This window comes from Pseudomonas sp. LARHCG127 (assembly GCF_052871455.1).
In genome coordinates this window covers 1-23,328 of record NZ_JBIXJT010000016.1, presented here as the reverse complement: position 1 = coordinate 23,328, position 23,328 = coordinate 1, and the positions used below count along the sequence as shown (strand labels likewise).

Sequence of the window (23,328 nt, the reverse complement as noted above, 5' to 3'; positions counted from 1 at the left end):
CGACCGGGGCGATAGGTTTTTCGTATTTCGTCCCGTGAGCATTAGCGAATAATGTGTAGAAAGTGTTTCACAAAGGGTTACAGACGGCGCCTGCCAGAGTCGTAGGTAATGTAGTAAGTTAGGCCGGTGAATATCATGCGAAGCGCGCGCCAGTAGCGGAGCTTGCTTCAGAGGGTAGTTAATTGAACGATATGGCAAAGAATCTGATCCTGTGGTTGATCATCGCCGCTGTCCTGGTGACCGTGATGAACAACTTCTCCAGTCCTAACGAGCCGCAGACCCTCAACTATTCCGACTTCATCCAGCAGGTCAAGGATGGCAAGGTCGAGCGTGTAGCCGTTGATGGCTATGTGATTACCGGCAAGCGCACCGATGGCGACAGCTTCAAGACCATTCGTCCGGCAATCCAGGACAATGGCCTGATCGGCGACCTGGTGGACAACCATGTCGTGGTCGAAGGCAAGCAGCCTGAGCAGCAGAGCATCTGGACCCAGCTCCTGGTCGCCAGCTTCCCGATCCTGGTGATCATCGCCGTGTTCATGTTCTTCATGCGCCAGATGCAGGGCGGTGGTGGAGGCAAGGGCGGGCCGATGAGCTTTGGCAAGAGCAAGGCCCGGCTGCTTTCCGAAGACCAGGTGAAAACCACCTTGGCCGACGTCGCAGGTTGCGACGAAGCCAAGGAAGAAGTCGGCGAGCTGGTTGAATTCCTGCGCGATCCGGGCAAGTTCCAGCGCCTGGGCGGTCGTATTCCTCGTGGCGTGCTGATGGTCGGCCCGCCCGGTACCGGTAAAACCTTGCTGGCCAAGGCAATTGCCGGTGAAGCCAAGGTGCCGTTCTTCACGATTTCCGGTTCCGACTTCGTCGAAATGTTCGTCGGCGTGGGCGCCAGTCGTGTCCGCGACATGTTCGAGCAGGCCAAGAAGCACGCGCCTTGCATCATCTTCATCGACGAAATCGACGCCGTCGGTCGCCATCGTGGCGCCGGCATGGGTGGCGGTCACGACGAGCGTGAACAGACCCTCAACCAGTTACTGGTCGAGATGGACGGTTTCGAAATGAACGACGGCATCATTGTGATTGCCGCCACCAACCGTCCTGACGTACTTGACCCTGCGCTGCTGCGTCCAGGTCGTTTCGACCGCCAGGTCGTGGTGGGGCTGCCGGACATTCGTGGTCGCGAGCAGATCCTCAAGGTCCATATGCGCAAGGTGCCAATGGGTGACGACGTCGCTCCGGCCGTCATCGCGCGTGGTACGCCGGGCTTTTCCGGTGCTGACCTGGCGAACCTGGTCAACGAAGCGTCGCTCTTTGCTGCTCGCACTGGCAAGCGCGTCGTGGAAATGAAGGAATTCGAGCTGGCCAAGGACAAGATCATGATGGGCGCAGAGCGCAAATCCATGGTCATGTCGGAGAAAGAAAAGCAGAACACCGCGTATCACGAGGCGGGCCACGCGATCGTCGGTCGTGTCGTGCCCGAGCATGATCCGGTCTACAAAGTCTCGATCATTCCGCGCGGTCGTGCCCTGGGCGTGACCATGTTCCTGCCGGAAGAGGATCGCTACAGCCTGTCCAAGCGCGCATTGATCAGCCAGATCTGTTCGCTGTACGGCGGTCGTATCGCTGAAGAGATGACGCTGGGCTTCGACGGTGTGACCACGGGGGCGTCCAACGACATCATGCGCGCCAGCCAGATCGCCCGGAACATGGTCACCAAGTGGGGCCTGTCCGAGAAGTTGGGGCCGCTGATGTACGCCGAGGAAGAGGGCGAGGTGTTCCTCGGTCGTGGTGGCGGTGGCCAGCATGCAAGCTTCTCCGGAGAGACGGCCAAGCTGATCGACTCCGAAGTGCGCAGCATCATCGACCAGTGTTATGGCACTGCCCGGCAGATTCTCACGGACAACCGTGACAAGCTCGATGCCATGGCCGATGCCCTGATGAAGTATGAAACCATCGATGCCGAGCAGATCGACGACATCATGGCGGGTCGCGAGCCTCGTGAACCGCGTGACTGGTCGGGCGGCGGTACCGGTACTTCCGGCACGCCACCGGCGGTACAGGGTGAGCGTCCGGAAACACCGATTGGCGGCCCGGCCGCTGATGTCTAAGGCTTGAAATGACTTCTGTTCAGTCCTCGACCCGGTTGCCTTGCGGCAACCGGGTTCTTGATTTGGCCCATGCACATGTCATGGGCATTCTCAATGTCACCCCTGATTCTTTTTCCGATGGTGGTCGATTCAGCCAGCTCGATGCTGCGCTGCGGCATGCCGAGGCCATGGTGGCCGCCGGCGCAACACTGATCGATGTGGGCGGTGAATCGACCCGGCCGGGTGCGCGGGCGGTCTCGCCTACCGAGGAATTGGAGCGGGTGGCGCCGATTGTCGAGCGCATCCATCGCGAGCTCGATGTCATTATCTCGGTCGATACATCCACGCCTGCGGTCATGCGCGAAACTGCACGGCTGGGGGCGGGCCTGATCAATGATGTTCGATCCTTGCAGCGCGATGGTGCCTTGGATGCTGCGGCGGACACGGGGTTGCCGGTGTGCCTGATGCATATGCTCGGCGAACCGGGGACCATGCAGAACGACCCGCACTATGATGACGTCACCCGGGAAGTGGGTGAGTTCCTCGTGGCGCGTCTGGACCAGTGTGCTGCCGTGGGCATCCCTGCCGAGCGGATCATTCTTGATCCCGGGTTCGGCTTTGCCAAGACACTGGCGCACAACCTGAGCCTGTTCAAACATATGGAAGCCTTGCATGCCCTGGGTCGGCCCCTGTTGGTCGGGGTCTCGCGAAAGAGCATGATAGGCAATGCCCTGGGTCGCCCGGTGGGTGAGCGCCTGTATGGCGGCCTCGCCCTGGCGGCGTTGGCCCTTGGTAAAGGTGCACGCATATTGCGCGTGCACGATGTGGCCGAAACGATGGATGTCGTGCGGATGATCGCAGCTGTGGATTCAGCCGAATAAGAATGACGGAGCACTTATGAGCAAGAAATATTTTGGCACCGACGGTATTCGTGGTCGGGTCGGCGAATACCCCATTACCCCTGATTTCATGCTCAAGCTCGGCTGGGCGGCCGGCATGGCGTTCCGCAAGATGGGTGCCTGCAAGGTGCTGGTCGGCAAGGACACGCGAATTTCCGGCTACATGTTCGAATCGGCCCTCGAGGCCGGCCTGACGTCGGCGGGCGCCGATGTGATGCTGCTCGGCCCGATGCCGACGCCAGCCATCGCCTACCTGACCCGTACGTTCCAAGGCCAGGCAGGCATCGTGATCAGTGCCTCGCACAACCCCCATGATGACAACGGCATCAAGTTCTTCTCCGGTCAGGGTACCAAGCTGCCGGATGATATTGAGCTGATGATCGAAGAGCTGCTGGACACCCCGATGACGGTGGTCGAGTCGAGCAAGATCGGCAAGGTGTCGCGGATCAACGATGCGTCGGGTCGCTACATCGAGTTCTGCAAAGGCAGCGTGCCGACCGGAACCAGCTTTTCCGGCCTCAAGATCGTCGTCGATTGTGCCCATGGCGCCACCTATAAAGTCGCGCCGAGTGTCTTTCGCGAGTTGGGCGCCGAAGTGGTGGTGCTGTCCGCCCAGCCCAATGGCCTGAACATCAACCACAACTGTGGTTCCACCCATACCGAGGCGTTGCAGGCTGCGGTGCTGGCCGAGCAGGCTGATCTGGGCATCGCCTTCGATGGTGACGGTGATCGGGTCCTGATGGTCGATCACACGGGTACGGTTGTCGATGGTGACGAACTGCTCTTCATCATTGCTCGCGACCTGCATGGGCGCGGCAAGCTGCAAGGCGGTGTGGTCGGCACGTTGATGAGTAACCTTGGGCTGGAACTGGCCCTGGCGGACCTGGATATCCCCTTCGTGCGCGCCAATGTGGGCGACCGCTACGTGATCTCGGAGTTGCTGGAGCGCAACTGGGTGATCGGGGGCGAGAACTCCGGTCACATCGTGTGCTTCGACCACACCACCACCGGTGATGCGATTATCGCGGCCCTGCAGGTGCTGATGGCACTCAAGGCGCGCAACGAGGGGCTCGCACAATCGCGCCAGGCGTTGCGCAAATGCCCGCAAGTGTTGATCAATGTGCGTTTCGGTGGCGGTGTAAACCCTCTCGAACATGCGAAGGTCAAGCAGGCCAGTGAGCGTGTAACGCAAGCGATGGCGGGGCGTGGACGCGTGTTGTTGCGCAAGTCCGGCACAGAGCCGTTGGTGCGTGTCATGGTCGAAGGCGAGGATGAAGCGCAAGTTCGCGGTTATGCCGAAGAGCTGGCAAAACTGGTTACTGAAGTTTCTGCCTGAATTCGGCTTGCCAGTCATGAATCCGTTGGGTAACATCTGCGCCCACTTTGACCGACGAGGTACAGCATGCGTCGCCCTATGGTAGCTGGTAACTGGAAGATGCACGGTACCCGCGCCAGCGTCGCTGAGCTGATCAATGGCCTTCGTCATCTGGCCTTGCCAAGCGGTGTTGATGTCGCGGTTTTCCCGCCTTGCTTGTATATCAATCAAGTGATTGATGGCTTGAAGGGCAAGTCGATTTCGGTCGGCGCGCAGAACTCTGCGATGGAAGCCATGCAAGGTGCGTTGACCGGTGAGATTGCACCGAGTCAATTGGTGGATGCAGGTTGTTCCCTGGTCCTGGTCGGGCACTCCGAGCGTCGCCAGATCATGGGCGAGCAGGACAAGACCTTGATCCGCAAATTTGCTGCGGCCCAGGCCTGTGGTCTGACTCCGGTGTTGTGCATAGGGGAAACCCGCGAGCAGCGTGAGGCCGGCAAGACCCTTGAGGTTGTCGAGCGTCAGCTGGGCAGCATCATCGAGGAGCTGGGTGTCGGTGCTTTTGCAAAGGCAATCATTGCTTACGAGCCAGTCTGGGCCATCGGCACTGGGCTGACTGCTTCGCCGCAACAGGCGCAGGATGTGCACGCAGCCATTCGCGCACAGTTGGCGGCAGAGAATTCTGAAGTGGCACGAGGTGTGCGGCTTCTATACGGCGGCAGCGTGAAGGCGGCCAATGCGGTCGAACTGTTCGGCATGCCGGATATCGATGGGGGGCTCATTGGTGGAGCGTCCCTGAATGCAGATGAGTTCGGTGCGATCTGTCGCGCCGCGGGAAACTGAAAAAATGCTGGAAACAGTCGTAGTCGTTTTTCATCTGCTGGGTGCACTGGGCGTAGTTGCTCTCGTATTGCTGCAGCAGGGTAAAGGTGCGGATGCTGGTGCGTCTTTCGGTGCAGGTGCTTCAAATACTGTGTTCGGAAGCCAAGGTTCCTCTACCTTTCTCAGTAAGTTTACTGCTATACTTGCCGCCGGTTTCTTCATAACCAGCTTAGGGTTAGGTTACTTTGCTAAAGAGAAAGCTCACGAGCTGACTCAAGTAGGTTTGCCAAACCCAGCGGTATTGGAAGCGCCAAAGCAACAACCGGCTTCTGATGATGTCCCGGTGCTTCAAGAGCAAAAGTCGGCCAACCCGGCGACTGACGTGCCTCCAGCTCAAGAGCAGAAGTAAGAAGGTTTCAAACGCTGTATTGCCGAGGTGGTGGAATTGGTAGACACGCAACCTTGAGGTGGTTGTGCCCATAGGGTGTAGGGGTTCGAGTCCCCTTCTCGGTACCAATTATCAGGAGAGCCCGCGATTGCGGGCTTTCTTGTAGGTGGAAGGGTTACATTGACCCTGTAAGGGATCGGTCGTATACTTCCGCCCCAGCTTTGTCGCGGGATGGAGCAGTCTGGTAGCTCGTCGGGCTCATAACCCGAAGGTCGTCGGTTCAAATCCGGCTCCCGCAACCAGTTTCAGGGGCCCCTTCCAAGGGGCTTTTTGTTAGCTGGACACTTTATAACGCCGCTGTTCGACGGCGTTTCAGGGATGGGCGATTCGCCCATTTTTTTTTATTTGCACAGCATGCACAAACATGCACGAGGGGGTTCAGGTGTCGAGCAAGCTAGAACAGTTGCAGGCCTTGTTGGCCCCGGTGGTCGTGGCCCTTGGCTATGAATGCTGGGGTATTGAGTTTTCGGCTCAAGGTCGCCACTCACTGTTGCGCGTTTATATCGATAAGGAAGGCGGCGTGTTGGTGGACGATTGCGCCATCGTCAGCCGTCAGATCAGCGGTGTGCTGGATGTTGAAGATCCAATCACCTCCGAATACACCCTTGAAGTTTCCTCGCCTGGCATGGAGCGCCCCCTGTTCACACTTGAACAGTTCGCTTTGTTTGCCGGTGAACAAGTGAAGATCAAGCTGCGCTCGCCTTTCGAAGGTCGACGCAACTTCCAAGGCCTTCTGCGCGGTGTAGAAGAGCAGGACGTCGTGGTGCAGGTAGATGACCATGAGTTCCTGTTGCCGATCGATATGATCGACAAGGCCAACATTATTCCCAGTTTTGACTGATACGTGCCAGATACTGCGGATCCCGCGGATCCAATGGCTTGCGAAAGGCGAGGCGTACGATGAGCAAAGAAGTACTGCTGGTTGTTGAGTCGGTATCCAATGAAAAGGGCGTACCGGCTAACGTTATTTTTGAAGCGCTGGAGCTGGCTCTGGCCACTGCTACCAAGAAGCGGTTCGAAGACGAAGTTGATTTGCGTGTGGAGATCAATCGCCACACCGGTGCCTACGAGACTTTCCGTCGCTGGACGGTCGTCGAGGAAGCCGACCTGGACGATCCAGCTATCGAAACCTGGCCGAGCAAGGTTGCGGAAACGCACCCGGGCGCCAAGGTCGGTGATGTCGTCGAAGAAAAAATCGAGTCCATCGAATTCGGTCGCATCGCTGCACAGACTGCCAAGCAGGTCATTGTGCAGAAGGTTCGCGAAGCCGAGCGCGCGCAAGTCGTCGACGCTTATCGTGAGCGCCTGGGGGAAATCATCTCCGGCACCGTGAAAAAAGTCACCCGCGACAATGTGATCGTCGACCTGGGCAACAACGCCGAAGCGTTGCTGGCTCGCGAAGACATCATTTCTCGCGAAACTTTCCGGGTTGGCGTGCGTTTGCGTGCGCTGCTCAAGGAAATCCGCACCGAGAACCGGGGCCCGCAGCTGATCCTGTCGCGTACAGCGCCGGAAATGCTGATCGAGTTGTTCCGCATCGAAGTGCCGGAAATTGCTGAAGGCCTGATCGAAGTCATGGCCGCTTCCCGTGATCCGGGTTCGCGCGCCAAGATCGCGGTCCGCTCCAAGGACAAGCGTATCGACCCACAAGGTGCCTGCATCGGCATGCGTGGTTCGCGTGTCCAGGCCGTATCCGGCGAGTTGGGCGGCGAGCGCGTGGACATCGTCCTGTGGGACGACAACCCGGCTCAGTTCGTGATCAATGCCATGTCGCCTGCTGAAGTGGCGGCAATTATCGTCGACGAAGATGCCCACGCCATGGACATCGCCGTTGGCGCAGACAATCTGGCTCAGGCCATCGGTCGCGGTGGTCAGAACGTGCGTCTGGCCAGCCAATTGACTGGCTGGACCCTGAACGTGATGACCGAATCGGACATCCAGGCTAAGCAGCAAGCTGAAACCGGCGACATCCTGCGCAACTTCATCGAAGAGCTTGAAGTCGATGAAGAGCTGGCGCAGGTGCTGGTGGATGAAGGCTTTACCAGCCTGGAAGAGATTGCCTACGTACCGGTGGAGGAAATGCTCAACATCGACGGCTTTGACGAGGAAATCGTCAACGAGCTTCGCGCTCGGGCCAAGGATCGTTTGTTGACCAAAGCCATCGCTACTGAGGAAAAGCTGGCAGACGCCCATCCGGCCGAAGACCTGCTCTCGCTTGAGGGCATGGACAAGGATTTGGCGATGGAACTGGCGGTGCGCGGCGTAATTACCCGCGAAGACCTGGCCGAGCAGTCTATTGACGATCTGCTCGACATCGACGGCATTGACGATGATCGTGCCGGCAAGTTGATCATGGCCGCCCGAGCCCACTGGTTCGAGTAATTAGGCGCGGCCTGAGGAGAGAAGTGCATGACGCAAGTCACGGTGAAACAACTGGCCGATGAGGTCAAAACACCGGTAGAGCGCCTGTTGCAGCAGATGCGTGAGGCAGGTCTGCCGCACACCGCCGCCGAGGAACATGTGACCGACAGTGAAAAGCAGTCCCTGCTGACTCACTTGAAGAGCAGTCACAAGGCAAAAGTGGAAGAACCGCGCAAGATCACTCTGCAGCGTAAAACCACCAGCACCCTGCGTGTTGCCGGTAGCAAAAGCATCAGCGTTGAAGTACGCAAGAAGAAAGTCTTCGTACAGCGCAGCCCGGAAGAAATCGAAGCCGAGCGCAAACGCGAACAGGAAGAACGTCGCGCAGTAGAAAATGCTGCTCGCCAGAAGGCTGAAGAAGAAGCCAAGCGTCGCGCCGAAGAAGAAGCGCGCCGCCAGCCTGCTGCTGCGCAGACCGCTCCGGTAGAAGCCGTCGAGGCTGTTGCCCCGGCCGCCGAACCTGTGCGCGAAGCGGCGCCAGTCGTGGCTGCTGCCCCGGCTCCAGCCGACACTCGCAAGCGCGACGAACAGCGTCGTCCGGACAAGCCACGTGCCGACGACAACCGTCGTGGCAGCGGCGACGGTGAGCGCAAGAACGCGCCTCATCGTGCTTCGGTCAAGGAAAAGGCGCCAGCACCTCGTGTTGCGCCACGTACCACCGACGAAGAAAGCGACGGCTTCCGTCGTGGCGGTCGCGGCAAGGCCAAGCTGAAGAAACGCAACGCCCACGGTTTCCAGAGCCCTACCGGCCCTGTCGTGCGTGAAGTGAAGATCGGCGAGACCATCACTGTGGGCGATCTGGCCCAGCAGATGTCGGTCAAGGCTGCTGAAATCATCAAGTTCATGTTCAAGCTGGGTACGCCAGCCACCATCAACCAGGTACTGGACCAGGAAACTGCCCAACTGGTTGCTGAAGAGCTGGGCCACAAAGTGACCTTGGTTAGCGACACCGCCCTGGAAGATTCCCTGGCCGAGTCCCTGAAGTTCGAAGGTGAGGCGGTTTCCCGTGCTCCGGTCGTGACCGTCATGGGCCACGTCGACCACGGTAAAACGTCCCTGCTCGACTACATTCGTCGCGCCAAGGTGGCGGCCGGTGAAGCGGGTGGTATTACCCAGCACATCGGTGCCTACCACGTTGAAACCGACCGCGGCATGGTGACGTTCCTCGACACCCCGGGTCACGCCGCGTTTACCGCGATGCGTGCCCGTGGTGCCAAGGCGACCGACATCGTGATCCTGGTGGTAGCAGCGGATGACGGTGTGATGCCACAAACCATCGAAGCCGTTCAGCATGCCAAGGCTGCTGGCGTGCCGCTGGTGGTTGCGGTGAACAAGATCGACAAGCCGGGCGCCGATCTCGATCGCATCCGCAGCGAACTGTCGGTCCACGGCGTGACCTCCGAAGAGTGGGGTGGCGACACTCCATTCGTTCCGGTCTCGGCGAAGATGGGTACCGGCGTTGACGAACTGCTCGAAGCCGTTCTGCTGCAGGCCGAGGTTCTCGAACTGACCGCTACGCCTTCGGCACCTGGCCGTGGTGTTGTGGTTGAATCGCGCCTCGACAAGGGCCGTGGCCCGGTTGCAACGGTCCTGGTCCAGGACGGTACGCTGCGTCAAGGCGACATGGTGCTGGTCGGCTCGAACTATGGCCGCGTGCGCGCCATGCTCGACGAGAACGGCAAGCCTATCAAGGAAGCCGGTCCGGCTATCCCGGTCGAGATCCTCGGCCTGGACGGTACCCCGGACGCTGGCGACGAGATGAGCGTTGTGGCTGACGAGAAGAAAGCCCGTGAAGTGGCTCTGTTCCGTCAAGGCAAGTTCCGCGAAGTCAAACTGGCTCGCGCTCACGCCGGCAAGCTGGAAAACATCTTCGAGAACATGGGCCAGGAAGAGAAGAAGACGCTCAACATCGTCCTCAAATCCGACGTCCGTGGTTCCCTGGAAGCGTTGAACGGCGCCTTGAATGGCCTGGGTAACGACGAAGTGCAAGTACGTGTGGTCGGTGGCGGTGTCGGTGGTATCACCGAGTCCGACGCCAACCTGGCACTGGCTTCCAACGCTGTACTGTTCGGCTTCAACGTGCGTGCCGATGCCGGCGCTCGCAAGATCGTCGAGCAGGAAGGCCTGGATATGCGTTACTACAACGTGATCTACGACATCATCGAAGACGTCAAGAAAGCGTTGACCGGTATGCTGGGCAGCGACGTCCGGGAGAACATCCTGGGCGTGGCCGAAGTTCGCGACGTGTTCCGTTCGCCGAAGTTCGGTGCCATCGCCGGTTGCATGGTGATCGAAGGTGTCGTTCACCGTAACCGTCCGATCCGTGTACTGCGTGAAGACATCGTGATCTTCGAAGGCGAGCTGGAATCCCTGCGTCGCTTCAAGGATGACGCTTCCGAAGTGCGTGCCGGCATGGAATGCGGTATTGGCGTCAAGAGCTACAACGACGTCAAGGTTGGCGACAAGATCGAAGTCTTCGAGAAGGTCCAGGTTGCTCGCAGCCTCTAACTCGCGCACTTCAAGAGCCGCGCCGGGCAGCCGCATGAACATGCGCTGCCTTGCTGGCGGACTCTAAACGCAACGCCCGGTCTGGCTTTTGCCAGGCCGGGCGTTTGCCGCTTTCAGACCTCACGGGTTTCACCGTGGGGCAGTAACAGGTAACAAGACATGGCAAAAGAATACAGCCGTACCCAACGAATCGGCGATCAGATGCAGCGCGAGCTGGCCCAACTGATCCGTCGCGAAGTCAAAGACCCGCGCGTCGGCCTGGTCACCATCACCGCAGTGGAAGTCAGCCGTGACGTCGGTCACGCCAAGATTTTCATCACCGTGATGGGCCAGGACAGCGCCGAAGAAATCGCCCAGAGCATCAAGGTGCTCAACTCGGCCGCCGGCTTCCTGCGTATGCAGCTGGCTCGGGAGATGAAGCTGCGCAGCGTCCCGCAGTTACACTTCCATTACGACGAAAGCGTCGTCCGGGGTGCGCATCTGTCGGCACTGATCGAACGCGCCGTGGCGGAAGACAGCCAGCATCCGGCTGCGGCTGAACCTGAAGACACCAAGGAGTAATCGGTGGCTCAGGTCAAACGTATCCGTCGTAATGTCAGCGGTATCATCCTGCTCGACAAGCCGCTGGGGTTCACCTCCAACGCGGCCTTGCAAAAGGTCCGCTGGCTGCTCAATGCCGAAAAGGCCGGGCACACCGGTAGCCTCGATCCGCTGGCCACTGGCGTGCTGCCACTGTGCTTTGGCGAGGCGACCAAGTTCTCCCAGTACCTGCTCGATTCCGACAAGGGTTACGAAACCCTGGCGCAACTGGGCAAGACCACCACCACGGCGGACGCCGAAGGTGAGGTTTTGCTGGAACGCCCGGTGACCGTTGGTCAGGCGGATGTCGAAGCGGTGTTGCCGAAATTTCGCGGGCAAATCAGTCAGATACCGCCGATGTACTCCGCTTTGAAGCGCGATGGACAGCCGTTGTATAAACTGGCCCGTGCAGGCGAAGTAGTGGAGCGCGAACCGCGTTCTGTTACTATTGCGCGCTTGGAATTGCTGGCCTTTGACGGTAATACTGCGCGGCTGGCCGTGGATTGCAGCAAGGGCACCTATATCCGGACCCTGGTGGAGGATATTGGCGAGCAGCTCGGCTGTGGCGCATACGTGGCAGAATTGCGACGGACCCAGGCCGGGCCTTTCACGTTGGCCCAGACGGTCACGCTGGAAGAGCTTGAAGCGGTGCATGCCGAAGGCGGCAACGAAGCGGTCGACCGTTTCCTGATGCCATCGGACAGCGGCCTGCTGGATTGGCCGCTCTTGCAGTTCTCGGAACACAGCGCGTTCTACTGGCTCAACGGCCAGCCGGTACGCGCCCCGGATGCGCCGAAGTTCGGCATGGTCCGGGTACAGGATCACAACGGTCGCTTCATCGGTATCGGTGAAGTGAGCGAAGACGGGCGCATTGCGCCGCGTCGACTGATTCGGTCGGAATGACCGGAACCAGCCTGCGTAACAGCGGGTTGGCGAGTGTGGCTGTTAACAGGCACGGTCACTACTCATTTATAGATACAGGGATTTGTCCCTGGCCTGTTGAAGCTGTTCCTCGGAACAGTTTCCTGACTAAAAGGATTGCCTCATGGCTCTCGACGTTCAAGAAAAAGCTCAAATCGTAGCTGACTACCAGCAAGCTGTTGGTGACACTGGTTCGCCAGAAGTGCAAGTTGCACTGCTGACCGCCAACATCAACAAACTGCAAGGTCACTTCAAGGCCAACGGTAAAGATCACCACTCCCGTCGTGGTCTGATCCGCATGGTAAACCAGCGTCGCAAGCTGCTGGACTACCTGAAAGGCAAGGACGTGAGCCGTTACAGCGCTCTGATCGCTCGCCTGGGTCTGCGTCGCTAATCAGCGATTGCGCTAGAGGTTGGTGGTCTGTCGTACGTCAGTGGGGTTTCCCGCTGGCGCATGGCAGGCTCCCAGCCTCAAGTTTTATCTGGATACACGTTTTACCCTGGACAGGCGTCGGGCCGATTCCCGTCATTGCCCAAGAATTTCGCAAGAAGACAAGTTCCCCAAGAGCCACAAAGAAGGTAGGACACCGTGAACCCGGTAATCAAAAAATTCCAGTTCGGTCAGTCGACCGTTACCCTCGAGACTGGCCGTATCGCCCGTCAGGCCTCCGGCGCAGTGCTGGTCACCGTTGACGACGACGTCAGCGTATTGGTGACCGTTGTCGGTGCCAAGCAAGCCGATCCAGGCAAGGGCTTCTTCCCTCTGTCTGTTCACTACCAGGAAAAGACTTACGCTGCCGGTAAGATCCCTGGCGGTTTCTTCAAGCGCGAAGGCCGTCCTTCCGAGAAGGAAACCCTGACTTCCCGACTGATCGACCGTCCGATCCGTCCGCTGTTCCCAGAAGGTTTCATGAACGAAGTGCAGGTTGTCTGCACCGTCGTGTCCACCAGCAAGAAAACCGATCCGGACATCGCTGCGATGATCGGCACCTCGGCTGCCCTGGCCATCTCCGGCATTCCTTTCGATGGCCCGATCGGCGCTGCCCGCGTTGCGTTCCACGAAAGCACCGGCTACCTGCTGAACCCGACTTACGAGCAGTTGAAGGCTTCGAGCCTGGACATGGTCGTGGCCGGTACTTCCGAAGCCGTGCTGATGGTTGAATCCGAAGCTAAAGAGCTGACCGAAGACCAGATGCTGGGCGCCGTGCTGTTCGCCCACGACGAGTTCCAGGTGGTGATCAACGCCGTCAAGGAACTGGCCGCCGAAGCTGCCAAGCCAACCTGGACCTGGGCGCCACAGCCAGAAGCCACCGAGCTGCTGGGCGCGATCCGTGCCGAGTTCGGCGACGCGATCTCCCAGGCCTACACCATCACCATCAAGGCCGACCGCTACGCACGCCTGGGCGAACTGAAAGACCAGGTTGTCGCCAAGTTCTCCGGCGAAGAAGGCCAGCCATCGGCCAGCGACGTCAAGGCTGCTTTTGGTGAAATCGAATACCGCACCGTTCGCGAAAACATCGTCAACGGCAAGCCGCGTATCGACGGTCGCGACACCCGCACCGTACGTCCGCTGAACATCGAAGTCGGCGTCCTGCCAAAGACCCACGGTTCGGCACTGTTCACCCGTGGCGAGACCCAGGCGCTGGTCGTTGCAACACTGGGCACCGCCCGTGACGCGCAACTGCTGGACACCTTGGAAGGCGAAAAGAAAGACCCGTTCATGTTGCACTACAACTTCCCTCCGTTCTCGGTGGGCGAGTGCGGTCGCATGGGTGGCGCCGGTCGTCGCGAAATCGGTCACGGCCGTCTGGCCCGTCGTTCGGTCCAGGCCATGCTGCCGGCCGCTGACGTGTTCCCGTACACCATTCGCGTGGTGTCGGAAATCACCGAATCCAACGGTTCGAGCTCGATGGCTTCGGTCTGCGGCGCTTCCCTGGCCCTGATGGACGCTGGTGTGCCGATGAAGGCACCGGTGGCCGGTATCGCCATGGGTCTGGTTAAAGAAGGCGAGAAGTTCGCCGTCCTGACCGACATCCTGGGTGACGAAGACCACCTGGGCGACATGGACTTCAAAGTGGCCGGTACCGCGAAAGGCGTCACCGCACTGCAGATGGACATCAAGATCAAGGGCATCACCGAAGAGATCATGGAAATCGCCCTGGGCCAAGCCCTGGAAGCGCGCCTGAACATCCTCGGCCAGATGAACCAGATCATCGGTCAGTCCCGTACCGAGCTGTCGGAAAATGCTCCGACCATGATCGCGATGAAAATCGACACCGACAAAATCCGTGACGTCATCGGTAAAGGCGGCGCGACCATCCGTGCGATCTGCGAAGAAACCAAGGCTTCGATCGACATCGAAGACGACGGTTCGATCAAGATCTTCGGCGAAACCAAGGAAGCGGCAGAAGCAGCACGCCAGCGCGTCCTGGGCATCACCGCGGAAGCCGAGATCGGCAAGATCTACGTCGGCAAGGTTGAGCGCATCGTCGACTTCGGCGCGTTCGTCAACATCCTGCCGGGCAAGGACGGTCTGGTTCACATCTCCATGCTGAGCGATGCTCGCGTCGAGAAAGTGACCGACATCCTGAAGGAAGGCCAGGAAGTGGAAGTGTTGGTACTGGACGTGGACAACCGCGGCCGTATCAAGCTGTCCATCAAGGACGTCGCGGCAGCCAAGGCATCGGGCGTTTAATCACCCCGTCGTCTAACCGCTGAACAAGCAAACGCCCCGACTGGTTCGGGGCGTTTTGCTGTGTGGTGAAAAACCGACGCCAGGCAGGTTGCCTGGCTACGGGGGACGGTGCTAGTTTTAGCCACCGCCCGTGTAGCTCAGTCGGTAGAGCAGCGCACTCGTAACGCGAAGGTCGCAGGTTCGATTCCTGTCTCGGGCAAGATTTTCCCTCGTTATTTCACCTTCCTGCTCAGCTCCTCGACCGTGCGCTTGAGCTGGTCCATCTCGTTGTCCTGATCGCTGAGTTCCCGTTTCAGGGACGAAATCTCGCTGTTGCTCGAGCTCGAACTGGAGCCGCTATTGCGCTTGAGTTCTTCCACCTGCTTGCCAAGATCCTTCAGATCGCTTTCCTGTTCCTTGATGGTGCGCTTGAGCTCGTCGATCTCCCTGCTGCTGGAGGTGGAGCTGGAGCCGCTGTTGTGCTTGAGTTCTTCGATCTGGCGGGCCTGCTCGCTGAGGGTGCGTTTCTGGTTTTCCAGTTCGTCGGCATTGTTCTTTACGGTTTTTGGCAGGTTTTCCAAGGCGCTGGCGCTGACGTTGGTCTTTACGAGTACGTACTTATCGAATTGGTTGTAATGAAGTGCAGGAATGGCGTCGTGGTCAGAGGGACCATCGGAGGAGACTTCAACCGCCGCTTGGGCAACGCCGGCCAAGATCAGGCTGCCGAGCAGCAAGGTCGCGGTAGCAAGACGGGTCGACGAACGTTTCGAAAAGCTGCGCATCACTGGGGTTCCTTGTGAAGTGCCGGAATGGCACATTGCTATGACTGGTTATTCTGACAGATGTTCCCTAGTCCCCTTGGCTTCGTATGCACATGGTTTTTTGTGGGATAGATGTAAAGAGCCGTGTAAATCGTTGGCAAAACATCCTATATTCACTGCCTGCATGAGCACCGCCCAGCAGTTTTCAGATGATCCACGAATGGTTCTGAAGGCCAGGTGAACCGGGCTTCCAACGGCTTCCTGCGTCAGAGAGATCCTTGATGATCCAGATCCATCTTCCATTCCCAGATCAGCGAGAACGCCATGACCGTTAAAGAATTGAGTCAAGAAGCCAGACACGAAGAAGCCTTGGAAAAGTACTTGAAAGAAACGCCGCAACTGCGGGAAGAGATCAAGGACTTGTCCGCCGACGATCAGAAAGACCAGATCCAATGGGCATTCGAGGACGAGGCCGAAGCCCAGGGGCTGCAACCCTGGGAGTTGACGCTCAAGTACACCAGCACGCCTGAAGAATTCGAGGTGCAGCGCCTTGCATTGCACAAGGAAGCGGCCGAGGTGTTGGGTGTGGAATGGGATGAATACTGCGAGATGAATAATCTGGTGGTCTGAAAGCACGCGGTAAAAGCGACACTGTGGCGAGGGAGCTTGCTCCCGCTGGGTTGCGCAGCAGCCCCAAAAGAGGGGGCCGCTTCGCGGCCCAGCGGGAGCAAGCTCCCTCGCCACGGACTATCTTTGTTCCTGATTACCCGGCGTCAGCCTGTCAGAGGCTCAGCCGCATCGACAGATCCACCGCCTTCACATCCTTGGTCATCGCACCGATCGAGATGTAGTCCACTCCCGTCTCGGCTATCGGGCGCAACGTGCTTTCGTTGATCCCGCCGCTGGCTTCCAGTTTCGCTTTGCCGCCATTGAGGCGTACGGCTTCGCGCATGTCGTCCAGGCTCAGTTCGTCGAGCATGATGATGTCGGCACCGGCCGCCAGCGCTTCTTTCAATTCCGCCAGGCTTTCCACTTCGACTTCCACCGGTTTGCCCGGTGCGATCTTATGGGCGGCGGCGATGGCCTGGGCGATCCCGCCGCAAGCGGCGATGTGGTTTTCCTTGATCAGGAAGGCATCGTACAGGCCGATGCGGTGGTTATGGCAGCCGCCGCAGGTGACTGCGTATTTCTGGGCCAGGCGCAGCCCGGGCAGGGTCTTGCGGGTGTCCAGCAGCTTGACCTGGGTGCCGGCGACAAAGTCGGCCAGGTAGCGGGCCCGGGTGGCGACGCCCGACAGCATCTGCAGGAAGTTCAGCGCGCTGCGTTCGCCGGTCAGCAGCGAACGGGCCGGGCCTTCCAGGTGGAACAGCACCTGGTCGGGGCTGACCCGGTCGCCATCGCGCACTTGCCAATGCACCGCGACACGCGGATCCAGCTGCCGGAACACGGCATCGACCCAGGCCGTGCCACTGATGATCGCCGCATCGCGGGTGATGATGGTGGCCTTGGCCAGGCGTTCGGCGGGGATCAGTTGCGCGGTGATGTCGCCGCTGCCGACGTCTTCAAGCAACGCGCGGCGCACGTTGGCTTCGATTTCGGCGGTCAGGTCGGCGAGGCGTAGATTCGGCATAACGGGCTCCACAAACAAAGTGGCCTGGATTATAGGGTGTCGAAACCTGCATTTGGTCGCGACCTCGCAACATTTCCTCATTTCCTCGGTCACTAGTTGCGCCGTATTTCGAGCTGCGTCACAGAGTACCGCTGGTGCGGCGGGGTTCTTTTACCCATAATCCGCCTTTCGATTGACGCCATAGCTTTGACGTCATGAGCCGAAGAACCGTTTCAGGAGGCCAGGATGCACAACGACGGGAATGTAGTGCCTTTGCACAAGGTGTCTACCGATCAGGCGACTCGCTCGCCGCTCGCCCGCCTGCCTGTGATTCTGCTTCAGGTTCGCGACAAGGCCGCCCAGCAGTTGCGCCTGGGCTTGCAGGGGCTGTTCGATAACGCTGACGACACCTTGTTCGAAATGGCCGACCGGGCGCGCGATGACGTCGAGCAGAACTTGTACTTCGAGGCCATGCGGGACCTGCGCCTGAAGCGCAAAAGCATCGAGCGGGAATTCATCGAGCAGTTTTTCGAGACCTTCGTCAGCCTGGCCCAGTACGACCTGACCCACGCCACCTTGGCGCCTACCCTGGCGTCGGACGGTCAACCCCAGCGCTCCCAAGACGACCTGGAGCGGCAGTTGGCGGTCGAGGCCATGGTCGCTCGGGTGCTCAGGCGCGATGGCGTGGCGCTGGAGCAACTGACGGCCCGGCTCGGCGTGCTGCTGGCTCGACCGCTGGGCAATCAGCACAATCCCCTGACCCCGGCACTGCTGTGCGAAAAGTTCTTGCAGGCCGGGCGCAACCTGGGCGTGGGCATCAAGGTCAAGCTGATCCTGCTCAAACTGTTCGAGCGTTATGTGCTCAGCGAGTGCGACCAACTTTATACCGAGGCCAACCAGTTGCTGGCGGCCACGGGGATCCTGCCGGAGCTCAAGGTGACGCCGGCGCGTCGGGTTTCGGATCGCCCCGAGGATAACCCCAGGCCCAACGCCGAAATCGCCGCCAAACCCAGCGATGCCGAAGTCGACGACAGCGTGCAGGAAGTGTTCGCCGCCTTGCAGAAGCTATTGATGCAAGTGCGTGGCAGCGTGGCGCCGACCCTGGAACCCAGTGTGCCGCCCCAGCCAATTTCTACCCGTGACCTGCTGCGGCTGCTCTCGCATTTGCAGCAATACGTGCCGGCACCTGCCGTGCAGGACGAGTTCGACCTGCGTAGCCAGCTCGAACAACTGCTGACCCGGGTCAGCGTCAGGAGTGGCAAGTCCCGGGTGGTCGACGGCGCTGATGAAGATGTGATCAACCTGATCTCGATGATGTTCGAATTCATCCTCGACGACCATAACCTGCCAGATTCCTTCAAGGCCCTGATCGGTCGCCTGCAAATCCCGATGCTCAAGGTCGCGGTGCAGGACAAGAGCTTTTTCAGCCGCGGTAACCATCCGGCCCGGCGACTGCTCAACGAAATCGCGGCCGCAGCCATGGGTTGGGGCGATTGCGACGATCATCAGCGTGACAGCCTGTACTTGCGCATCGAGCAGGTCGTTCAGCGCCTGCTGAATGACTTCGTCGATGACCCGGCGATTTTCTCCGAACTGCTCGCCGATTTCCTCGCCTTCACCAGTGACGAGCGGCGCCGCAGCGAGTTGCTTGAACAGCGTATCCGCGACGCCGAAGAAGGTCGGGCCAAGGCCGAACTGGCGCGCCAGCGTGTCGAAGGGGCGCTGAACCAGGTGATGCTGGGCAAAGTCTTGCCACAAGCCGTGGTGGAGTTCGTGCAGCAGGCCTGGAGCCAGGTGTTGTTGCTGACCTGTTTCAAGCACGGCAAGTATTCCGCCGAGTGGCAGGCTGACGTCCTGACCCTGGAGCAATTGATCTGGAGCGTCCAGCCTCACGACGAGCCCGATGCCGGCCTGCGTCTGCTGGCGATGGTGCCGGAACTGCTCAAGGCCCTGCGTGAAGGCCTGAGCCGTTCGGCGTTCGACCCATTCGCCACCAGCGAGTTTTTCAGTGAGCTGGAAGTCCTCCATGTGCAGGCGCTCGAACGCATGGGCCAGGCAACGGAACAGGTCCAGTCGCTCGATTCGCCGGCCATGGTGGAGGTGTCGGAAAGAATTGTTTTGCGTGCGCCGCAAAAGTCGGCGGGGGAGAGCGTGGCGGTGCATTTGCCGGCGGATGACGTCGGCCTGCTGCAGGTCGACCAACTGCACCTGGGGAGCTGGGTCGAGTTCCAGGAGGACGATGATAATACCCTGCGTTGCAAGCTGGCGGCGATCATCGAGGCCACCGGCAAATATGTCTTCGTCAATCGCACTGGCCTCAAGGTGCTGGAGCACAGCCGCACCAGCCTGGCCCTGGAGTTCCGCCGGGGCGCGGCGCGGCTGTTGGACGACACCCTGTTGTTCGACCGGGCGCTGGAGTCGGTGCTGGGCAATCTGCGCCAGCTCAATCGCGGCAAGTGATCGCGCAGCCCGGCCCGATCACGGCATACTGACGGCACTCACCGTCGTCATCGAAGGAACCTGTATGCAGTTGGACTCCGCGAGCGGTTGGTGCGAGGGGGTGCGTCATTGCCCGTCGCCCAACTTCAATGCGCGCCCGGAAGGCGAAATCTCCCTGCTGGTGATCCACAACATCAGCCTGCCACCGGCACAATTCGCCACGGGCAAGGTGCAGGAATTCTTCCAGAATCGTCTGGATGTCACGGAACATCCCTACTTTGCCGGTATCGCCGACTTGCGCGTCTCCGCACATTTCCTGATCGAACGTGACGGCAGCGTGACCCAGTTTGTCTCTTGTCTGGATCGCGCGTGGCATGCGGGCGTCTCGTGCTTCGAGGGGCGGGAGACCTGTAACGATTTTTCCCTGGGCATCGAGCTGGAGGGCACGGATGATCTGCCATTCACCGACGCGCAATATGTCGCATTGGTGGACCTGACCCGGCAGTTGCAAGCGGCGTTCAGGGCGATCACCGTGCAGCGAATCTGCGGGCACAGCGACATCGCTCCAGGGCGCAAGACCGATCCGGGACCGGCATTCGACTGGGCGCGCTATCGCGCGGCCCTGACAGAAGGGGAAGGACAATGAGTTTTCTGGTGTTGCTGCTGGCCGTCTGGATCGAGAAGTTCTCGGCCTTGCGCCTGCGGGTCCAGCGCGACGGCGGTTGGCTGCGCGAGCTGAACAAACTCGAGGCGAGCCCACGGTGGGTCAACCGGCCTTGGCTGGTGTTGACCTCAATGGTCCTGCTGCCCGTGGCCCTGCTGGCGTTGCTTTTGTGGGTACTGGAGCCAGTGGCCTACGGCTTGCTGGCGCTGCCGGTGCACTTGCTGGTGGTGATTTATAGCCTGGGGCGCGGTGATCTGCTGGCCGCCCTCGGGCCGTTTCGCGACGCCTGGCGTCGGGAAGACCTGCAAGCGGCGGCTCATGTGGCCAAGCGCGACCTGGACATTGAAGCCGATGACGGTGAGCAGTTACTGGAGCGAGTCCAGGGCCATTTGTTGTGGCAGGCCTACCAGAGCTTTTTCGCGGTGATTTTCTGGTATTTCGTGTTGGGCCCGGTCGCGGCCTTGAGCTATCGATTGCTGGCGCTGGCTGCCGAGCACAGCCAGAACCCCGGCGTGGCCGAGCGGGCCGCGCAAATGCGCCATGCCTTCGATTGGGTGCCGGTGCGGTTGCTGGCGGCGAGCTTCGCCCTGGTGGGCAATTTCGTTGCGGTCAGCCGGGTCATGCTGCATGAACTGTTGAACTGGAACATCAGCGCCGCCGACCTTATCGACAAGGTTGGCCTGGTGGCTGGCGAGATCCCCAAGCCCGTCGCCGGGCCGGACGGCATCAACAGCCTGGATCGCCTATGGGAATTGCTGCTGCGTGCGGCAGTGCTCTGGTATGCCGGGTTCGCGTTGTGGACGGTGTTGGCCTGATCAGCGTAAGCAAGGTTGTAGCCAGGCGCTTTTGTGGCGAGGGAGCTTGCTCCCGCTCGGCTGCGCAGCAGCCGCAAACCCGGACAAAGCGATCTGCCTGAGCAACCCCGGGGCCTGCTTCGCAGGCCAGCGGGAGCAAGCTCCCTCACCACAGTGTTTTCGTGGTTCATCTCTCTCGTTAACCTTAAGTTACAAATCTCCCCGCCGATTTAGGCTATACAGGGACAGCGCCCGAATAGTGGCTTTCTGCTGTCTCCGTGCGCGCGCTCATAACAATAAGAACACTACCGGGAGACTTCCTTGTGAAGAGTTTGCTCTGGCCCGCCGTCGCGCTGATGAACCGCCTGAGCTTCGGCATGAAGTTCAGCCTGATCAGCGTGCTGTTCCTGCTGCCAATGCTGGTGACCAACTTCTTTCTGGTGCGTGATTCCTATCGGGAATTCCAGGGCACCCAGGTGGAGCTGCAAAGCCTCGACCTGCTGGGCAGCAGCCTGGCCCTGCGCCGGGACCTGGAAACCCTCAACAACCTGGTGCAGATCAATGCCAGCCTGGGCCAGTCTGGCAAGGCCGGTGATGTGGAGGCGAAGATCGGTAGCCTGGAACAACAGGTCCTCACGCGCCTGCAAGGCATGACCGCCATGGCCATCGAGCCTGAGCAGGTCAGTGCCTTCGAGGCCAAGCGCGACGAGATGATCGGCGCTTTCAAGGCCCAGCAAGCTGAAAGCTCCCTGCAGAGCAAAAGTGCGCTGATCGGCAAATTGCTCAACAGCGCCCAGATGTTCAGCCAGATCATCGCCAGCCAGGCGGGGCTGAGCCGCGACAACCAGAGCGACATCCGCCAGCTCAGCGAACTGATCATCGGCACCACCCCCAAGGTCACCCAGATCCTCGGCGAAGGCCGGGCGCTGGGTGCGTCCTCGTTGGGGCTGGGGTTTCTCAATTCGGCGTCGAGCACCCGCTTCGATGAGTTGCTGGGGCAGATCGAAAAGCTCCAGGGTGAGTACGACTTGAAACTGCAGGACGCCCTCGGTTCCAGCAAAGCGGCTGGGCAAGCCCTTGCCACCCAGGCCGACGGCAGCAAAAGCACCCTGAAAAAAGCCTCGGAACTGATCGAGGAACAGGTGGTGATGGCCGACACCCTCGATGCGCCGTGGCCGGCATTCTTTGATCAGGTCAGCGGCTTGATGGCGCAGACCTATGAATTGAACGAAGCGACCCAGGACTTTCTCGGTGTGCAGTTGCAACAGCGCCTGGAGCAGAATCGCAGCCATATGGTGCTGCAAGCCGTGGCACTGGTGGCGGTGTTCCTGTTGATTTTTTACCTGTACGCCGGCTTCTACGCGTCGACCCGCACCACCCTCCAACACCTGGGCCAGATGATGGACAAGGTGGCGGCGGGGGACATGACGGTCAATTTCGTCGCCCGCAGCCAGGATGAACTGGGCGAATTGGGTGAAGTGTTCAACGGTACGGTGGCGAAGATCCACGACCTGATCGAACAGGTCGGTCGCACCGTCGCGGAAGTCGAACGCCAGGCCGGGCAGGTGGAAACGGTATCGGCCCGGAGCAACCAGGCTGTCGCCGGCCAGCGCAGCCAGATCGAACTGGTGGCCACGGCGATGAACCAGATGTCGGCCACGGCCCAGGAAGTGGCCCGCAGTGCCGCCGCCGCGGTGAGCAGCGCCCACAGCGTGAACGACGAAACCCTCAGCGGGCGCGGGCTGGTGGAGTCCCAGCAGGGCAGCATCGCCCGCTTGGCCAGCGAGATCGACCAGTCGGTGCAGGTGATCAATCAACTGGCGACCGACAGCCAGGCCATCAGCCGCGTGCTGGATGTGATCAAGAGCATCGCCGAACAGACCAACCTGCTGGCCCTCAATGCCGCCATCGAAGCCGCCCGGGCCGGTGAGCAGGGGCGTGGTTTTGCGGTGGTGGCCGACGAAGTGCGGACCCTGGCCAAGCGGACCCAGCAATCGACCGAAGAAATCGAAGCGATGATCACCCGCCTGCACGGCGGTGTCGGTGCCGCCGTCAAGGCGATGGGCACTAGCCACGAGATGGCCAGTGGCACCGTCGGCCAGTCGGAAAAGGTCCAGCAGGCCTTGGAAAATATCCTCGGTGCGGTCGGCATGATCGTCGACCAGAACCAGCAGATCGCCGCCGCTGTGGAACAGCAGACGGCCGTGGCCCATGACATCGACCAGAACATCGTCGAGATCAACCGCGCCGGCGAACGCACTGCCGAAGGCGCCCACCAGACCGAAGATGCCAGCCGTGCGTTGTCCGCCCAGGTGGTGCAGCTCAAGCAGTTGATCAATGCGTTTCGGGTGTGATTGCCGCTGATTCACCGCAGGTCCAATGTGGGAGCG

The 23,328-nt window shown here is 60.1% G+C and carries 19 protein-coding genes, 3 tRNA genes and 1 pseudogene; 21 read left to right on the top strand and 2 right to left on the bottom strand.

Features of this window, described 5'->3' with window-relative positions; genetic code table 11:
• Positions 1 to 191: 191 nt before the first annotated feature.
• From ftsH to ACIPQ1_RS23625, 15 genes are all read left to right on the top strand, one after another.
• Complete coding sequence (gene ftsH, locus ACIPQ1_RS23695; RefSeq protein WP_053118351.1) at positions 192 to 2,105, top strand: ATP-dependent zinc metalloprotease FtsH; 1,914 nt, start codon at positions 192 to 194, stop codon at positions 2,103 to 2,105.
• An 8-nt stretch (positions 2,106 to 2,113) separates the two neighbouring features.
• Positions 2,114 to 2,965 (top strand): dihydropteroate synthase, encoded by an 852-nt coding sequence (gene folP, locus ACIPQ1_RS23690; RefSeq protein ID WP_446534865.1) that lies wholly within the window; start codon positions 2,114 to 2,116, stop codon positions 2,963 to 2,965.
• 16 nt (positions 2,966 to 2,981) lie between these two features.
• Positions 2,982 to 4,319, top strand: coding sequence for a phosphoglucosamine mutase (gene glmM / locus ACIPQ1_RS23685; RefSeq protein ID WP_186705984.1), 1,338 nt, complete (start codon positions 2,982 to 2,984; stop codon positions 4,317 to 4,319).
• 66 nt (positions 4,320 to 4,385) lie between these two features.
• Complete coding sequence (gene tpiA, locus ACIPQ1_RS23680; RefSeq protein WP_186705985.1) at positions 4,386 to 5,141, top strand: triose-phosphate isomerase; 756 nt, start codon at positions 4,386 to 4,388, stop codon at positions 5,139 to 5,141.
• 4 nt (positions 5,142 to 5,145) lie between these two features.
• The gene (gene secG, locus ACIPQ1_RS23675) at positions 5,146 to 5,529 is read left to right on the top strand and encodes a preprotein translocase subunit SecG (RefSeq protein WP_025211789.1); all 384 of its coding nucleotides are present in this window, start codon (positions 5,146 to 5,148) and stop codon (positions 5,527 to 5,529) included.
• 21 nt (positions 5,530 to 5,550) lie between these two features.
• Positions 5,551 to 5,636: transfer RNA gene (locus ACIPQ1_RS23670), tRNA-Leu, on the top strand.
• A 97-nt stretch (positions 5,637 to 5,733) separates the two neighbouring features.
• Positions 5,734 to 5,810: transfer RNA gene (locus ACIPQ1_RS23665), tRNA-Met, on the top strand.
• Between the two features lie 140 nt (positions 5,811 to 5,950).
• Positions 5,951 to 6,409: a ribosome maturation factor RimP gene (gene rimP / locus ACIPQ1_RS23660; protein ID WP_053118762.1), complete on the top strand. Its 459-nt coding sequence runs from the start codon at positions 5,951 to 5,953 to the stop codon at positions 6,407 to 6,409.
• A gap of 59 nt (positions 6,410 to 6,468) precedes the next feature.
• Positions 6,469 to 7,950: a transcription termination factor NusA gene (gene nusA / locus ACIPQ1_RS23655; protein ID WP_003177868.1), complete on the top strand. Its 1,482-nt coding sequence runs from the start codon at positions 6,469 to 6,471 to the stop codon at positions 7,948 to 7,950.
• A gap of 27 nt (positions 7,951 to 7,977) precedes the next feature.
• Complete coding sequence (infB, locus tag ACIPQ1_RS23650) at positions 7,978 to 10,497, top strand: translation initiation factor IF-2 (protein WP_186705986.1); 2,520 nt, start codon at positions 7,978 to 7,980, stop codon at positions 10,495 to 10,497.
• A 159-nt stretch (positions 10,498 to 10,656) separates the two neighbouring features.
• A complete protein-coding gene (gene rbfA / locus ACIPQ1_RS23645; RefSeq protein ID WP_181287552.1) occupies positions 10,657 to 11,058 on the top strand; it encodes a 30S ribosome-binding factor RbfA in 402 nt (133 codons plus the stop codon).
• Positions 11,059 to 11,061: 3 nt separating this feature from the next.
• Positions 11,062 to 11,979, top strand: coding sequence for a tRNA pseudouridine(55) synthase TruB (truB, locus tag ACIPQ1_RS23640; RefSeq protein WP_030139793.1), 918 nt, complete (start codon positions 11,062 to 11,064; stop codon positions 11,977 to 11,979).
• A gap of 142 nt (positions 11,980 to 12,121) precedes the next feature.
• Positions 12,122 to 12,391 carry a 30S ribosomal protein S15 gene (gene rpsO, locus ACIPQ1_RS23635; RefSeq protein WP_011332409.1) on the top strand — a complete coding sequence of 90 codons (270 nt, stop codon included), beginning with the start codon at positions 12,122 to 12,124 and terminating at the stop codon, positions 12,389 to 12,391.
• Positions 12,392 to 12,586: 195 nt separating this feature from the next.
• Positions 12,587 to 14,692, top strand: coding sequence for a polyribonucleotide nucleotidyltransferase (gene pnp, locus ACIPQ1_RS23630; RefSeq protein WP_030139794.1), 2,106 nt, complete (start codon positions 12,587 to 12,589; stop codon positions 14,690 to 14,692).
• A 126-nt stretch (positions 14,693 to 14,818) separates the two neighbouring features.
• Positions 14,819 to 14,891 (top strand) — tRNA-Thr (locus ACIPQ1_RS23625).
• A gap of 13 nt (positions 14,892 to 14,904) precedes the next feature.
• Here ACIPQ1_RS23625 and ACIPQ1_RS23620 read toward each other — a convergent pair.
• Positions 14,905 to 15,453 carry a hypothetical protein gene (locus ACIPQ1_RS23620; RefSeq protein WP_250964028.1) on the bottom strand — a complete coding sequence of 183 codons (549 nt, stop codon included), beginning with the start codon at positions 15,451 to 15,453 and terminating at the stop codon, positions 14,905 to 14,907.
• A 303-nt stretch (positions 15,454 to 15,756) separates the two neighbouring features.
• Here ACIPQ1_RS23620 and ACIPQ1_RS23615 point away from each other — a divergent pair, with 303 nt between their 5' ends.
• On the top strand, positions 15,757 to 16,062 hold the full coding sequence (locus ACIPQ1_RS23615) for a DUF6388 family protein (protein WP_250964029.1): 306 nt from the start codon (positions 15,757 to 15,759) through the stop codon (positions 16,060 to 16,062).
• Positions 16,063 to 16,213: 151 nt separating this feature from the next.
• Here ACIPQ1_RS23615 and nadC read toward each other — a convergent pair whose 3' ends face one another.
• Positions 16,214 to 17,062 carry a carboxylating nicotinate-nucleotide diphosphorylase gene (gene nadC, locus ACIPQ1_RS23610; RefSeq protein ID WP_250964030.1) on the bottom strand — a complete coding sequence of 283 codons (849 nt, stop codon included), beginning with the start codon at positions 17,060 to 17,062 and terminating at the stop codon, positions 16,214 to 16,216.
• Between the two features lie 225 nt (positions 17,063 to 17,287).
• On the opposite strand from nadC, the gene ACIPQ1_RS23605 reads away from it, so the two are divergent.
• The 5 genes and pseudogenes from ACIPQ1_RS23605 to ACIPQ1_RS23585 all read left to right on the top strand — a co-directional run bounded on the left by ACIPQ1_RS23605 (position 17,288) and on the right by ACIPQ1_RS23585 (position 23,292).
• On the top strand, positions 17,288 to 19,501 hold the full coding sequence (locus ACIPQ1_RS23605; protein ID WP_446534864.1) for a DUF1631 domain-containing protein: 2,214 nt from the start codon (positions 17,288 to 17,290) through the stop codon (positions 19,499 to 19,501).
• Between the two features lie 64 nt (positions 19,502 to 19,565).
• Entirely contained in the window at positions 19,566 to 20,126 is a 561-nt protein-coding gene (gene ampD / locus ACIPQ1_RS23600) for a 1,6-anhydro-N-acetylmuramyl-L-alanine amidase AmpD (RefSeq protein ID WP_186729519.1), read from the top strand.
• Positions 20,123 to 20,959, top strand: coding sequence for a regulatory signaling modulator protein AmpE (ampE, locus tag ACIPQ1_RS23595; RefSeq protein ID WP_411386473.1), 837 nt, complete (start codon positions 20,123 to 20,125; stop codon positions 20,957 to 20,959). Before ampD ends, ampE begins: the two co-directional genes overlap by 4 nt.
• A gap of 335 nt (positions 20,960 to 21,294) precedes the next feature.
• A pseudogene (locus ACIPQ1_RS23590) lies at positions 21,295 to 22,434 on the top strand (HAMP domain-containing protein); the annotation flags it as partial.
• Positions 22,435 to 22,578: 144 nt separating this feature from the next.
• On the top strand, positions 22,579 to 23,292 hold the full coding sequence (locus ACIPQ1_RS23585; RefSeq protein ID WP_437182518.1) for a methyl-accepting chemotaxis protein: 714 nt from the start codon (positions 22,579 to 22,581) through the stop codon (positions 23,290 to 23,292).
• Positions 23,293 to 23,328: the final 36 nt, after the last annotated feature.